Origin of the sequence: Isoptericola sp. NPDC057391 (assembly GCF_042668085.1) — a bacterium.
Classification (GTDB): domain Bacteria; phylum Actinomycetota; class Actinomycetes; order Actinomycetales; family Cellulomonadaceae; genus Isoptericola.
Genome location: NZ_JBHVBO010000115.1, coordinates 1 through 13,726 on the forward strand (window position 1 = coordinate 1; position 13,726 = coordinate 13,726).

Annotated in this window: 11 protein-coding genes and 1 pseudogene; all 12 read right to left on the reverse strand. The window is 73.1% G+C overall.

Annotated elements, in window-relative coordinates; all coding sequences use genetic code 11:
• Positions 1 to 51: 51 nt before the first annotated feature.
• Positions 52 to 891 (reverse strand): bifunctional allantoicase/(S)-ureidoglycine aminohydrolase, encoded by an 840-nt coding sequence (locus ACFUVW_RS14220; protein ID WP_430571977.1) that lies wholly within the window; start codon positions 889 to 891, stop codon positions 52 to 54.
• 189 nt (positions 892 to 1,080) lie between these two features.
• Positions 1,081 to 1,665 (reverse strand): GNAT family N-acetyltransferase, encoded by a 585-nt coding sequence (locus ACFUVW_RS14225; protein WP_430571978.1) that lies wholly within the window; start codon positions 1,663 to 1,665, stop codon positions 1,081 to 1,083.
• On the reverse strand, positions 1,665 to 3,170 hold the full coding sequence (gene gatB, locus ACFUVW_RS14230) for an Asp-tRNA(Asn)/Glu-tRNA(Gln) amidotransferase subunit GatB (protein ID WP_430571979.1): 1,506 nt from the start codon (positions 3,168 to 3,170) through the stop codon (positions 1,665 to 1,667). The genes ACFUVW_RS14225 and gatB overlap by 1 nt, the downstream gene beginning before the upstream one ends.
• A 19-nt stretch (positions 3,171 to 3,189) precedes the next feature.
• Positions 3,190 to 4,695 carry an Asp-tRNA(Asn)/Glu-tRNA(Gln) amidotransferase subunit GatA gene (gene gatA, locus ACFUVW_RS14235; RefSeq protein WP_430571980.1) on the reverse strand — a complete coding sequence of 502 codons (1,506 nt, stop codon included), beginning with the start codon at positions 4,693 to 4,695 and terminating at the stop codon, positions 3,190 to 3,192.
• A 1-nt stretch (position 4,696) separates the two neighbouring features.
• On the reverse strand, positions 4,697 to 4,993 hold the full coding sequence (gene gatC / locus ACFUVW_RS14240; RefSeq protein WP_429731461.1) for an Asp-tRNA(Asn)/Glu-tRNA(Gln) amidotransferase subunit GatC: 297 nt from the start codon (positions 4,991 to 4,993) through the stop codon (positions 4,697 to 4,699).
• A 172-nt stretch (positions 4,994 to 5,165) separates the two neighbouring features.
• Positions 5,166 to 6,755 (reverse strand): malate synthase A, encoded by a 1,590-nt coding sequence (gene aceB / locus ACFUVW_RS14245; protein ID WP_430571981.1) that lies wholly within the window; start codon positions 6,753 to 6,755, stop codon positions 5,166 to 5,168.
• A 122-nt stretch (positions 6,756 to 6,877) separates the two neighbouring features.
• Positions 6,878 to 7,354: a thioredoxin-dependent thiol peroxidase gene (bcp, locus tag ACFUVW_RS14250; RefSeq protein ID WP_430571982.1), complete on the reverse strand. Its 477-nt coding sequence runs from the start codon at positions 7,352 to 7,354 to the stop codon at positions 6,878 to 6,880.
• Between the two features lie 46 nt (positions 7,355 to 7,400).
• Positions 7,401 to 8,732 carry an allantoinase AllB gene (gene allB, locus ACFUVW_RS14255; protein ID WP_430571983.1) on the reverse strand — a complete coding sequence of 444 codons (1,332 nt, stop codon included), beginning with the start codon at positions 8,730 to 8,732 and terminating at the stop codon, positions 7,401 to 7,403.
• The gene (locus ACFUVW_RS14260; RefSeq protein ID WP_430571984.1) at positions 8,729 to 9,937 is read right to left on the reverse strand and encodes a glycerate kinase; all 1,209 of its coding nucleotides are present in this window, start codon (positions 9,935 to 9,937) and stop codon (positions 8,729 to 8,731) included. Before ACFUVW_RS14260 ends, allB begins: the two co-directional genes overlap by 4 nt.
• 118 nt (positions 9,938 to 10,055) lie before the next feature.
• A complete protein-coding gene (gene gcl / locus ACFUVW_RS14265; RefSeq protein WP_430571985.1) occupies positions 10,056 to 11,831 on the reverse strand; it encodes a glyoxylate carboligase in 1,776 nt (591 codons plus the stop codon).
• A gap of 39 nt (positions 11,832 to 11,870) precedes the next feature.
• Positions 11,871 to 12,947: a 2-hydroxy-3-oxopropionate reductase gene (locus ACFUVW_RS14270; protein ID WP_430571986.1), complete on the reverse strand. Its 1,077-nt coding sequence runs from the start codon at positions 12,945 to 12,947 to the stop codon at positions 11,871 to 11,873.
• Positions 12,856 to 13,611 (reverse strand): annotated as a pseudogene (locus tag ACFUVW_RS14275) (hydroxypyruvate isomerase family protein); the annotation flags it as partial. The pseudogene ACFUVW_RS14275 and the gene ACFUVW_RS14270, both read right to left, overlap by 92 nt.
• Between the last annotated feature and the right edge of the window lie 115 nt (positions 13,612 to 13,726).

Genomic DNA, 13,726 nt, shown 5'->3' on the forward strand with positions numbered 1-13,726 from the left:
GGGCGCACCAGCTCGAGGCGCCCGGTCGCCGGGGCGCGATGCGGGCCGCGGTCAGCGGCGGTCGAGCCGCACCTGGCGGTTGACGTCCTTGTACAGCAGGTAGCGGAACGGCTTCGGCCCCCCGGCGTAGCAGGCCTGCGGGCAGAAGGCGCGCAGCCACATGAAGTCGCCCTCCTGCACCTCGACCCAGTCGCCGTTGAGGCGGTACACGGCCTTGCCCTCGAGCACGTACAGGCCGTGCTCCATGATGTGCGTCTCCGCGAACGGGATGGAGCCGCCGGGCTGGAACGTCACGATGTTGACGTGCATGTCGTGCGCCAGGTCGTCGGGGTCGACGAAGCGCGTGGTGGCCCAGGCGCCGTCGGTGTCCGGCATGGGGCGCGGCTCGATGTCCTGCTCGCGGGTGACGAAGGTCTTCGCCTCGTAGCCGTCGATCCGCTCGTAGACCTTGCGGACCCACTGGAAGGCGGCCTTGGCGTCCGAGCGGTTGTGCAGCGACCACTCGTCGCCGGCGGCGAGGTAGGCGTACCCGCCGGGCTCGAGGGTGTGCTCCTCGCCGCCCACCGTGAGGGTCAGCGTGCCCTCCGTGACGAAGACGACGGACTGCACCGTGTCCTCGATCTCGCCGCGGTCGGCGCCGCCGCCCGGGGAGACCTCGACGACGTACTGGGCGAACGTGGTCGCGAAGCCCTCGACGGGGCGCGCGAGCACCCAGAGGCGGGTCTTGTCCCAGCCGGGCAGGTTGGAGGTGACGATGTCGCGCAGCACGCCCCGCGGGATGACGGTGTACGCCTCCGTGACGATCGCGCGGTCGGTGAGCAGCTCCTCCTGCCCGGGCAGCCCGCCCTGCGGGGTGTAGTAGCGGGTGGTCTGCGGGCCTGGCTGGGTCATCGTCGCGCTCCTCGCTCGGGCGGTCCGGCAGCCCTGCCGGTTTCCGCGTGTCGGAATTGAGATTCTGCTTTGCGAGATTAGTCGTCGCCGGATCGAGGGTCAAGCCGCCCGACCATCGTGCCTCGGTACGACGACGCCGGCGCCCCGCGGGTGCGGGACGCCGGCGCTGCGTGCGGGCCGGGGGCGGGCTCAGTCCGTGCCGGCCCCGGCGCGGAACTCGTCCTCGAGGATGCTCATGACGATGGCGTCCGCCCAGCCCTGCCCGTCGCGGAAGGCGTCGCGCAGGCGCCCCTCCTCGCGGAAGCCGAGCGAGTCGTACAGGGCACGGGCCCGCGGGTTGACGCTGATCACCGCGAGGCTCACGCGGTGCAGGCCCGGGCCGGAGGCGCCGTCGAACGCGAAGCGCAGGACCTCCCCGATGGCCTCGCGCCCGTAGCCGCGGCCCCGGTAGTCCGGCATCATCCGCAGGCGCAGGTTCGCCGACCGGAGCGTGAGGTCCACCTGGTCGAGGGCGATCTCGCCGAGCAGCTCGTCGCTGACCAGCTCCCCGTCCCGCACGGCGGCGGACGTGATCGCCCAGTCGAACCGGCCGGGCAGGTCCGCCGCGCTCGCGGCCCAGGAGTCCACCTCGGCGCGGGACGACGCGGCGTTGGTGCCCATGCCCGTCAGCCGGCCGCCGTCCGGGTCGCGCAGCGACGCCCAGAGGCGGTCGGCGTCCCGCGCCTCGATCGGGCGCAGGCGCACGAGCTCCCCGTGCAGGACGGGCGACCGCATCAGCCGATCCTCTCCAGCACCAGCTCCCGGACGCGCTTGGCGTCCGCCTGCCCCTTGGTCGCCTTCATCACCGCGCCGATGATGGCGCCGACCGGGCCCTGGTTGCCGCCGCGCACCTTCTCGACGATGTCGGGCTGCGCCGCGAGCGCCGCGTCGATGGCCTCGAGGAGCGGGCCGTCGTCGGACACGACTTCCAGGCCGCGCGCCACGACGACCGCCTCCGGGTCGCCCTCGCCGGCGAGCACGCCGTCGAGCACCTGGCGGGCGATCTTGTCGTTGATGCGGCCGGCGTCGACGAGCCGCTGGAGCTCGCCGATCTGGGCGGGCGTGATCGCGAGGTCCGCGAGCTCGACCTCGTCCTGCTTGGCGCGGCGGGCCAGCTCGCCCATCCACCACTTGCGCGCGGCGGCGGGCGTGGCGCCGGCGGCGACGGTCGCCTCGATGAGGTCGAGCGCGCCCGCGTTCACGACGTCGCGCATCTCCGCGTCCGCGAAGCCCCACTCGTCGTGCAGGCGGCGGCGCCGGGCCTGCGGCAGCTCGGGCAGCGTCGCGCGGATCTCCTCGACCCACTCGCGCGACGGCGCGACGGGCACGAGGTCGGGCTCCGGGAAGTACCGGTAGTCCTCGGCGTCCGACTTCACGCGGCCGGGCGAGGTGGAGCCGTCCTCCTCGTGGAAGTGCCGGGTCTCCTGGATCACGGTCTCGCCGGCGTCGAGGATCCCCGCCTGGCGCGAGATCTCGTACCGCACCGCGCGCTCCACGGAGCGGAAGGAGTTGACGTTCTTCGTCTCCGTGCGCGTGCCGAGCGGGGCGTCGGGCGTCGCGCGCAGCGACAGGTTGACGTCGGCGCGGACGTTGCCGCGCTCCATGCGTGCCTCGGACACGTCGAGCACGCGGAAGATGTCACGCAGGGCCTGCACGTAGGCGCGGGCCACCTCGGGCGCCCGCTCCCCCGCGCCGGTGATCGGCTTGGTGACGATCTCGACGAGCGGCACGCCGGCGCGGTTGTAGTCGACCAGCGAGTACTCGGCGCCGTGGATGCGGCCGGCGGAGCCGCCGACGTGCGTGTTCTTGCCGGCGTCCTCCTCCATGTGCGCGCGCTCGATCTCGACGCGGTGCACCGTGCCGTCCTCGAGCTCGACGTCGAGCCAGCCGTCGAAGGCGATCGGCTCGTCGTACTGCGACGTCTGGAAGTTCTTCGGCACGTCCGGGTAGAAGTAGTTCTTCCGGGCGAACCGGCAGCTCTCCGCGATCTGGCAGTTGAGCGCCAGGCCGATGCGGATCGCGTACTCGACGGCGGTGCCGTTGACGACGGGCAGCGCGCCCGGCAGGCCGAGCGACACCGGCGTGGTCTGCGTGTTCGGCTCCGCGCCGAACGACTGCTCGGCCGGGCAGAACATCTTGGTGCGGGTGCCGAGCTCGACGTGCACCTCGATGCCGATCACCGGGTCGTAGCGGCGCACGGCGTCGTCGTAGGAGACGAGAGCAGGGGTCGTGGTGGTCACAGCGATGATCTCCTTCTCGTCAGCCCAGCTGAGGTGCGCGGGACAGCAGCGGGGCGCCCCAGGTGGACTCGAGGGCCGACTCGAGCGCGGCACCGACGCGGTAGAGGCGGTCGTCCGCCTTCGCCGGCGCGAGGATCTGGAACCCGACGGGCAGGCCGTCGTCGGACAGCCCGTTGGGCACCGAGATGCCCGGCACGCCGGCGAGGTTGGCCGGGATGGTCGCGACGTCGTTGAGGTACATCGCCAGCGGGTCGTCCAGCTTCTCCCCCAGCGGGAACGCCGTCGTGGGCGCGGTGGGCGACACCAGCACGTCCGCCTGCGCGAACGCGGCGTCGAAGTCGCGCTGGATGAGCGTGCGGACCTTCTGCGCGCTGCCGTAGTAGGCGTCGTAGTACCCGGCCGAGAGCGCGTAGGTGCCGAGGACGACGCGGCGCTTGACCTCGTCGCCGAACCCGGCGCCGCGGGTGGCGGCCATGACGCGCTCGGCGGTGACCGGGCCGTCGGTCGGCTCGACGCGCAGGCCGAAGCGCATGCCGTCGAACTTCGCGAGGTTGCTCGACGCCTCCGCGGGCATGATCAGGTAGTACGCGGCGAGCGCGTAGTCGAAGCTCGGGCAGGAGACCTCGACGACCTCGGCCCCGGCCTTGGTCAGCAGCTCGAGCGACTCGTGGAAGCGCGCGAGCACGCCTGGCTGGTAGCCCTCGCCCTGCAGCTGCGTGACGACGCCGACCTTGAGGCCGGACAGGTCGCCCAGCGCGCCCTGGCGCGCGGCCTCGACCAGCGGCGGCAGCGGCTCGGGGATGGACGTCGAGTCGCGCGGGTCGTGGCCGCCGATGAGCTCGTGCAGCAGCGCCGAGTCGAGCACCGTGCGGGTCACGGGGCCGGCCTGGTCCAGCGACGAGGCCATGGCGATGAGGCCGTAGCGCGAGACGCCGCCGTACGTGGGCTTCACGCCGACCGTGCCGGTGACGGCGCCCGGCTGACGGATCGAGCCGCCGGTGTCGGTGCCGATCGCGAGCGGCGCCTCGAAGGCGGCGACGGCCGCGGCGGAGCCGCCGCCCGAGCCGCCGGGGATGCGGTCGAGGTCCCACGGGTTGTGGGTGTTGCCGAACGCGGAGTGCTCGGTGGAGGAGCCCATCGCGAACTCGTCCATGTTCGTCTTGCCGAGGATCGGCAGGCCCGCCGCGCGGAGCCTCTCGACGAGCGTCGCGTCGTACGGCGGGATCCAGCCCTCGAGGATCTTGGAGCCGGCCGTGGAGGGCAGGCCCTTCGTCACGACGACGTCCTTGACGGCGATCGGCACGCCGGCCAGCGGGTGCAGCTGCTCGCCGGCGGCGCGGCGGGCGTCGACGTCGGCGGCCGTGGCCAGCGCGTCGTCCTCGCTCACGTGCAGGAAGGCGTGCACGTCGCCGTCGACGGCCGCGATGCGGTCCAGGTGGGCGCGCGTGGCCTCGACGCTGGAGGCCTCCTTGCGCGCGAGGGTCTCGGCGAGCTCGGCCGCGGACAGCCGGGTCAGGTCCGTCATCTCACTCCTCCCCGAGGATCTGCGGGACGGCGAAGCGCCCGTCCTGCGCGTCGGGCGCGGCGGCCAGCACGTCGGCCACGGGCAGCGCCGGCTGGGGCACGTCCTCGCGGAACACGTTCGTCAGGGGCAGCGGGTGGCTGGTGGCCGGCACGTCGGGGGTCGCGACCTCGCGCACGCGGGCGATGGAGTCGACGATGACGTCGAGCTCGCCGGCGAGCCGGTCGACCTCGTCGTCGCGCAGGTCGATCCGGGCCAGGGCGGCGACGCGCGCGACCTCGTCTCGGGAGATGGTGGACATGGCCGCCAGTCTAGTGGTCGGCACATGTCCGGGAGGTTGTCTCCACGTCACTCCCGGGACGACGGTGCAGACGGCGAGACGGCCGGGACCACGCCACACAGAACGTGGTCCCGGCCGTCTCCGGTCCGGCGGTGCTCGGCGCCCCCGTCGCAGCCGAGCGTGCCGGGTTTCCTCAGTCCATCCGCTCGTAGGCGGCCGTCGTGAGGAAGTCGATGTACTCGTCGGCGACGGCCACGTCCATGAACGTGGCGCGCGCCTCGTCGAAGGCGGCGGCGCCGCCCGGGAGCTTCGCCACCTCCTCCTCGACGATGCGGTCGACGAGCTCCCGCGTCACCTTCTCGCCCGTGTCGGCGAGGACGACGTCGTTGTGCAGCCACTGCCACACCTGGGAGCGGGAGATCTCCGCGGTCGCGGCGTCCTCCATGAGGCCGAAGATGGCGACGGCGCCGAGGCCGCCCAGCCAGGCCTGGAGGTACTGGATGCCGACGGAGACGTTGTTGCGCAGGCCGGCCTCGGTGACGGTGCCGGGGGTCTTGTCGACCGACAGCAGGTCGGCGGCCGTGACGCTCACGTCCTCGCGCGTGCGGTCGATCTGGTTCGGCCGGTCGCCGAGCACCGCCGTGAAGGCCTCCTTGCACGTGGCGACCATGCCGGGGTGCGCCACCCAGGAGCCGTCGAAGCCGTCGCCGGCCTCGCGCGCCTTGTCGGCGCTCACCTTGGCGTAGGCCTGCTCGTTGGCCTCGGCGTCCTTGCTCGGGATGAACGCGGCCATGCCGCCGATGGCGTGCGCGCCGCGCTTGTGGCAGGTGCGGACCAGCAGTTCGGTGTAGGCCCGCATGAACGGCACCGTCATCGTGATCTGGTTGCGGTCGGGCAGCAGGAACTCCGAGCCGCGGGTGCGGAAGTTCTTCACGACGGAGAACAGGTAGTCCCAGCGGCCGGCGTTGAGGCCCGCCGAGTGCTCGCGCAGCTCGTAGAGGATCTCCTCCATCTCGAACGCGGCCGGGATGGTCTCGATGAGCACCGTGGCGCGGATGGTGCCGCGCGGGATCCCGAGCGCGTCCTGGGCGAGGACGAACGCGTCGTTCCACAGCCGCGCCTCGAGGTGCGACTCCATCTTCGGCAGGTAGAAGTACGGCCCGAGGCCCTTGGCGATCTGCCGCAGGCCGGCGGTCGCGACGTAGAGCGCGAAGTCGACCAGGGACCCCGACGTCTCCTGGCCGTCGACGAGGATGTGCTTCTCGCTCATGTGCCACCCGCGGGGGCGCATGATGATCGTCGCGAGCTCGTCGTCCGGCTTCAGCTCGTAGCGCTTGCCGTTCGACTCGTTGGTGAAGTCGATGGTGCGGTTGATCGCGTCGAGCAGGTTGAGCTGGCCGCCGACCACGCTGCGCCACTGCGGCGTGTTGGCGTCCTCCTGGTCCGCGAGCCAGCACTTCGCGCCCGAGTTGAGCGCGTTGATGGTCATCTTGCGGTCGGTCGGGCCGGTGATCTCCACGCGGCGGTCGACCAGCCCGGGGGCCGGCTCCGCGACCTTCCAGGAGTCGTCGGCGCGGATGTGCGCGGTCTCCGGGAGGAAGTCGAGCGTGCCGCCGTCGGCGAGCGCCTGGCGGCGACGCTGCCGCGCCTCCAGCAGCTCCAGGCGGCGGGCGCCCAGCTCGCGCTGCAGGGTCACGATCAGGTCGAGCGCGGCCGGGGTGAGCACCTCGGTGTCGCGCTCGCCGATCTCGGCGGTGATGGTCAGGCCGTCGGGGAGCTCCACGACAGTCCCTCCTTGTTTCTCGTTCTACGGGGGTGTGCTGCGGCCGTGCGTCCATTGCACAGCGGAATTCGTATTACGCCTAGCGGAATCCTGTCAGGGCGACCCTACCGGGTCACGGAAGCTCAGGCACCCACCAGCTGCGCGCGCAGCGCGGCGACGTGACCGGTCGCCTCGACGTCGTACTCGGCGGTGCGGAGCGTGCCGTCCGGGTCGACGACGAAGGTGCAGCGGTGCACGCCGTCGAACGTCCGGTCGCCGATCGTCTTGGGGCCCCACGTGCCGTAGGCGTCGGCCACGGCGTGGTCCGCGTCGCTCAGCAGGGGGAACGTCAGGCGCTCGGCCTCCACGAAGGCGCGGATGTCGTCGACCGGGTCCGCGGATACCCCGACCACGGCGTACCCGGCCCCCGCGAGCGACGCGAGGTTGTCGCGGAAGTCGCACGCCTCGGTGGTGCACCCGGGGGTGCCCGCCTTGGGGTAGAAGTACACGACCACGCCCTTGTCCGCGCGCGCACGGACGTCGGCGAGGGAGACCGGCGAGCCGGCGGAGTCGGGCAGGGTGAAGTCGGGGGCGGCGTCGCCGGGCTGCAGTCGCGTCATGTCGGTCGTCCTTCGTGTCGTTCTCGTCGTTCTCGTCGTTCTCTGCTCAGGCCTCGCCGCGGCGCAGCAGGGTGCCGGTGGGCTCGTCGCCTACGGGACGCCCCCGCAGCAGCGTGCGCCGCACCACGCCCGTGAGGTCGTGACCGGCGTACGGCGTGACCGGGTTCTTGTGGTGCAGGCGCGTCGGGTCGACGAGGAACGTCGCCTCGGGCGCGAAGACCGCGAGGTCCGCGTCCTTGCCCACCGCGATGCCGCCCTTGCGCTCCAGGCCGACCAGCGCGGCCGGGCCGGCGGACATCCAGCCCACGACCTCCGCGAGCGGGACGCCGCGCCGGCGCGCCTCGGTCCAGACGACGGCGAGGCCGAGCTGCAGCGACGCGACGCCGCCCCACGCCTCGGCGAAGTCGCCCGACGCCGGCTGCTTGAGCTCGGCGGTGGCCGGCGAGTGGTCCGTCACGACGACGTCGATCAGGCCGTCGCGCAGGCCCTGCCAGAGGCGGTCCTGGTTGTCGTGCTCGCGGATCGGCGGGCAGCACTTGTAGGCGGTCGCGCCGTCGGGCACGTGGTCGGCGTCCAGCGACAGGTAGTGCGGGCACGTCTCGACCGTGAGGCGCAGGCCCTCCGCGCGGGCGGCCGCGATCATCGGCAGCGAGTCGGCGTCGGACAGGTGCAGCACGTGCGCGCGGGCGCCCGTGGCGCGGGCCGCGTCGATGAGTGCGGCGATCGCCGTGGACTCGGCCTTGGCCGGGCGGGAGGCGAGGAAGTTCTTGTACGTGGGACCGGGCTCCTGCGGGGCGTCATCGAGCGTGCCCGGGTCCTCCGCGTGCACGATCATCAGCGCGTCGAAGGTCGTCAGCTCCGCGAGGTCGGCGCGCAGCTCGGCGTCCTCCAGGTGGCCGAACTCCGGCACGCCCGAGTCGGCGAGGAAGCACTTGAAGCCGAACACCCCGGCGTCGTGCAGCGGGCGCAGGTCCGCGGTGTTGCCGGGCACCGCCCCGCCCCAGAAACCGACGTCGACGAACGCCTGGTCCGCCGCGCGCGCCTTCTTGACCTCCAGGTTCGCGACCGAGGTCGTGGGCGGCAGCGAGTTGAGCGGCATGTCGACGATCGTCGTGACGCCCCCCGCCGCCGCGGCGCGCGTGGCGGTGGCGAAGCCCTCCCACTCGGTGCGGCCGGGCTCGTTGACGTGCACGTGCGAGTCGACGAGGCCGGGCAGCAGCACCTCGTCCTCGGCGAGCTCCAGCACCTCGGTGCCGGCCAGGCCGGTGCCGAGCGGCACGACGGCGACGATGCGGCCGTCGGTCACGCCCACCTCGACGGCGCGCTCCCCCTCGGGGGTGACGGCGCGGGCGGCGCGGACGACGAGGTCGTGGGTCATGCGTTCTCCAGGGTGTTCAGGGCCGGGGTGTTCAGGGCCGGGGTGATCAGCGCCGGCAGGTGGTCGGCGAGCCGCGCGGCGAGGGACTCGAGCAGGGGGCCCGCCTCGGCGATGCAGCGGGCGACGTCCGGCTCGACGTCGGTCAGGGCGTGCACCGCGCCGAGGCCGGCGGCGGCCGCCGTCTCGCGGCTGAGGGCGGTGCGGCCGCACACCGCGACCGTGGGGACGCCGGCGGCGGCCGCGGCGGCGGCCACGCCGACCGGCGTCTTGCCGTGCAGGGACTGCAGGTCGAGGCTGCCCTCGCCGGTGACGACCAGGTCGACCCCCGCGAGGCGGTCCGCGAAGCCCGTGAGGGCCAGCACCTCCTCGACGCCGGGGCGGCGCTCGGCGCCGAGCAGCAGGCAGGCGAAGCCCACGCCGCCCGCGGCCCCCGCGCCGGGCTCGGCGGCGTACCCGCGGGCGCCGGTGACGCCGACCGTGGCGAGCACGTCGACCCACGTGGCCAGGCCGAGCTCGAGCTCGGCCACCGTCGCCGCGTCGGCGCCCTTCTGCGGGCCGTACACGGCGGCCGCGCCCTGCTCGCCGAGCAGCGGGTTGTCCACGTCGCTCGCCAGGACGATCTCGGTGTCGGCCAGCGCGGGGTGCAGCCCCGCGAGGTCGACGTCGGTCAGCTCGTGCAGGTGGCCGCCGCCGTCGGCGAGGTCCCCCGCCCCGGACGCGAGGCGCGCGCCGAGCGCGGCGAGCATGCCCGCTCCGCCGTCGGTGCTGGCCGAGCCCCCCACCCCGACGACGATCTCCCGCGCGCCGGCGTCCAGGGCGTGCGCGATGACCTCGCCCAGCCCGCGCGACGTGGCGGCGAGGGCCGTGCCCGGCGTCGGGGTCACCTGGGCGAGACCGGTGACGGCCGCCATCTCGACCACCGCGGTGGCCCCGCGGCGGGCGTACCGGGTGGCGACCGGGTCCCCGAGGGGCCCCGTCGCCACCAGGTCCACCGGGGTGTACCCGGCGGCGAGGGCGGCCTCCAGCGTGCCCTCGCCGCCGTCGGCCACGGGCAGCTCGTCGGTGACGACGCCGGGCACCGCCCGCCGCAGGCCGGCCGCCAGGTGGGCGGCCACCTCGCCGGCGGTCAGGGAGCCCTTGAACTTGTCCGGGGCGAGCAGCACGCGCGCCGCGGTCGGTCCGGTCGTCGTCCGTGTCGGCGTCATTGTCGCTCCACCCCCTCGTCCGTCGGGCCTTCCCGTCCTCGTCATCGTCTCTCCCGTCGCCGTCGTCGGGTACCGCTCAGCCGGTCGTGCTCGGCCGGTCGTGCTCGGTCGGTCGCGCTCAGTCCAGCAGCGCGATGGCCGTGGGCGAGTCCTCGGCCGAGATGGCCAGGTCCTCGAACTCGTTCACGCCGTTGAGCTCGGCGCCCATCGCGATGTTGGTGACGCGCTCGAGGATGACCTCGACCACCACGGGGACGCGGAACTCCGCCGTCATGGCCTGGGCCTTGGCGAACGCGGCGCCCAGGTCCTCCGGGTCCTTGACGCGGATCGCCTTGCAGCCCAGGGCCTCGGCGACCTTGACGTGGTCCACGCCGTAGCCCTCGGTCTCCGCCGAGTTGATGTTCTCGAACGCGAGGGACACGTGGTAGTCCATCTCGAACGCGCGCTGCGACTGGCGGATCAGGCCCAGGTACGCGTTGTTCACCACCACGTGCACGTACGGCAGGTGGTGCTGCGCGCCCACGGCGAGCTCCTCCAGCATGAACTGGAAGTCGTAGTCGCCGGAGAGCGCGACGACGTTGCCGTCGGGCAGCGCCCGCGAGACGCCGAGCGCGGCCGGGCCGGTCCAGCCCAGCGGGCCCGCCTGGCCGGCGTTGATCCAGTGCCGCGGGTTGTACGTGTGCAGCAGCTGCGCGCCGGCGATCTGCGACAGGCCGATCGTGGTCACGTAGACCGTGTCGCGGCCGAAGGCCTTGTTCATCTCCTCGTACACGCGCTGCGGCTTGATCGGAATCTCGGTGAAGTGCGTCTTGCGCTGCAGCTTCCCCTTGCGCTCCTGCGCCGAGGCGGCCCACGCCGACCAGTCCGGCACCTGGCCGGCGGCCTTGCGCTCGGCCGCGACCTCGAGCGCGGTGCGCAGGAAGGCGCCCGCGTCGGAGACCACGCCGTAGTCGGGCGCGAACACGCGGCCGATCTGCGTGGGCTCGATGTCGACGTGCACGAAGGTGCGCCCCTCGGTGTACGTCTTCAGGCCGCCGGTGTGGCGGTTGGCCCACCGGTTGCCGACGCCGATGACGAAGTCCGACTCCAGGAACGTCGCGTTGCCGTAGCGGTGCGACGTCTGGATGCCGACCATGCCCGCGGTCAGCGGGTGGTCGTCGGGGATCGCGCCCCAGCCCATGAGGGTCGGGACCACGGGCACGCCGAGGGTCTCGGCGAGCTCGACCAGCTCGGCCTCCGCGCCGGCGTTGATGATGCCGCCGCCGGCGACGATCAGCGGGCGCTCCGCGGCCAGCAGCATGTCGATCGCCTTGGCGACCTGCTCGCGCGTGGCCTGCGGGCGCTCCACGGGCAGCGGCTCGTAGGTCTCCGGGTCGAACTCGATCTCGGTCATCTGCACGTCGATCGGCAGGTCGATGAGCACCGGACCGGGACGGCCGGAGCGCATCAGCTGGAACGCGCGCTGGAAGACGCCCGGCACCTGCGACGCCTCGAGGACCGTCTTGGCCAGCTTGGTGACCGGCGCGGCGATCGACGCGATGTCGACGGCCTGGAAGTCCTCCTTGTCGAGCTTGGCCACCGGGGCCTGGCCCGTGATGCACAGCATCGGGATCGAGTCGGCCCACGCGGCGTACAGGCCGGTGATCATGTCGGTGCCCGCGGGGCCCGACGTGCCGATGCAGATGCCGATGTTGCCGCGCTCGGCGCGCGAGTAGCCGTCGGCCATGTGCGACGCGCCCTCGACGTGCCGGGCGAGCACGTGGTGGATGCCGCCGTGCTGGCGCATGGCGTCGTAGAACGGGTTAATGGCGGCGCCGGGGAGGCCGAAGGCCTCGGTGGCACCCTCCTTCGCCAGGATGGCGACCGCGGCGTCGACCGCTCGCATGCGGGGCATGGTGCTCTCCTTCGAGTCTTCTGGGTCGTTTCGGGGCGGTCAGTCGCGACCGGACAGCCGCGCGATGGCGTTGAACAGGCCGGAGTGGTCCAGCGAGCCGTCGCCCTCGGCGCGGGCCGCGGCCATGAGTTGCGCGACGACGGCGCCGACGGGGGCCACGACGCCCTGCTCGCGGGCGGCGGTCGTGAAGATGCCGAGGTCCTTGTGGTGCAGGTCGATGCGGAAGCCGGGGGCGAACTCGCGGCCCAGCATCTTCTCGGCCTTCTGGTTGAGCACGGCGGAGCCGGCGAGGCCGCCGCCGAGGACCTTGACGGCCGCCTCGGTGTCCACGCCGAACGCCTCGAGGAAGATCACGGCCTCGGCGAGCAGCGCGATGTTGCCGGCGACGATGAGCTGGTTCGCGGCCTTGACCGTCTGGCCCGAGCCCGACGGGCCGACGTGCACGACCGTCTTGCCCACGGCGTCGAAGACGTCGGAGGCCGCGGCGAAGTCCTCGGCCGAACCGCCGACCATGATCGACAGCGCGGCGTTCTTGGCGCCCGCCTCGCCGCCGGAGACCGGGGCGTCGAGGTAGCGGAAGCCCGCGGCCTTCGCCTGCTCGGCCAGAGCGATGGTGACGTCCGGGCGGATCGACGAGAAGTCGACGATCAGCGTGCCCGGCTGCGCGTTCGCGAACACGCCGTCGTCGCCGGTGAGCACGCCCTCGACGTCCGGCGAGTCCGGGACCATGACGGCGACGACGTCCGCGGCCTTGACGGCCTCGGCGACGGAGGAGGCGGCGGTGCCGCCGGCCTCGACGAGGGGCTGGGCCTTGGCGGCCGTGCGGTTGTAGCCGACGACGGTGTGTCCGGCGTTCTGCAGGTGGACGGCCATCGGGCTGCCCATGATGCCGAGGCCAATGAAGGCGATGGTGCTCATGATCGTGTCCCTTTCGGAAGGTCGGGGTCGCTGCGGTGCGGGGCGCTCAGCGCGCGGAGCGCTCGGTGCGGGGCAGCCAGGCGAACGGGTCGGCGTCGGCCGTCTTGTACTCGAGGCCGATGGGGCCGGCGTAGCCGGCGGCGCGGAGGTCGCCGATCCAGCGCTGGATCGGCAGGTCCCCGCTGCCCGGGGCGCCACGGCCCGGGGCGTCGGCGACCTGCACGTGGGCGATCCGGTCGCCGTAGGTCTTGAGGTCGAGGTCCACGTCCGAGCCGTTGACCGACAGGTGGTAGACGTCGAACAGCAGGCCGAGGTTGGTCGCGCCGTGCTCGTCGTGGACCCGGTCGAGGACGGCGACGGCGTCGGCCGACGTCTTCAGCGGGTAGGCGGGGGTGCCGGACACCGGCTCCACCAGCACGGTGCCGCCGATGCGCTCGACGGCCTTCGCGGCCAGAGCGAGGTTCTCGGCACCGAGCGCGTCCTGCGCGGCCGGGTCCTCGCCGTCCACGCGGTTGCCGTACAGGGCGTTGAACGCGCGGCAGCCGGTGCGCTCGCCGATGCGGGCCACGACGTCGAGGTTGGCGCGCAGGTCCGCCGAGCGCTCGGGCCACGAGATGAGGCCGCGGTCGCCGCCCGGCATGTTGCCGGCGTCGAAGTTGAGGCCGGTGAGCTGCACGCCGGCGTCGGACAGCGCCCCGACGAACGCGTCGATCTCGTCGGCCGCGGGCGTCGGCGTGGCGAAGGGCCACCAGAACTCGACGCCGTCGAAGCCGGCCGCCTTCGCGGCCGCCGGACGCTCCAGGAGCGGCAGGTCCGTGAGGAGGATCGAGCAGTTCACGGTGTAGGGGATCTGGTCCGTCATCGCTGACTCGCTTTCGCCAGATGGAAGATTGGTTCCTTGTAGTGAAAACGCTACGACGCGTCGGCCGCATCGGTCAACCCCTGCCCGAACGACGGACGGCCCGGCAGGACGTCGT

Coding starts and splice junctions, on each gene's coding strand:
- ACFUVW_RS14220 (WP_430571977.1), bottom strand. CDS start 891: ATGACCCAGCCAGGCCCGCAGACCACCCGCTACTACACCCCGCAGGGC.
- gatC (WP_429731461.1), bottom strand. CDS start 4,993: ATGTCCACCATCTCCCGAGACGAGGTCGCGCGCGTCGCCGCCCTGGCC.
- gcl (WP_430571985.1), bottom strand. CDS start 11,831: ATGCCCCGCATGCGAGCGGTCGACGCCGCGGTCGCCATCCTGGCGAAG.
- ACFUVW_RS14225 (WP_430571978.1), bottom strand. CDS start 1,665: ATGCGGTCGCCCGTCCTGCACGGGGAGCTCGTGCGCCTGCGCCCGATC.
- allB (WP_430571983.1), bottom strand. CDS start 8,732: ATGACCCACGACCTCGTCGTCCGCGCCGCCCGCGCCGTCACCCCCGAG.
- bcp (WP_430571982.1), bottom strand. CDS start 7,354: ATGACGCGACTGCAGCCCGGCGACGCCGCCCCCGACTTCACCCTGCCC.
- gatA (WP_430571980.1), bottom strand. CDS start 4,695: ATGACGGACCTGACCCGGCTGTCCGCGGCCGAGCTCGCCGAGACCCTC.
- ACFUVW_RS14260 (WP_430571984.1), bottom strand. CDS start 9,937: ATGACGCCGACACGGACGACGACCGGACCGACCGCGGCGCGCGTGCTG.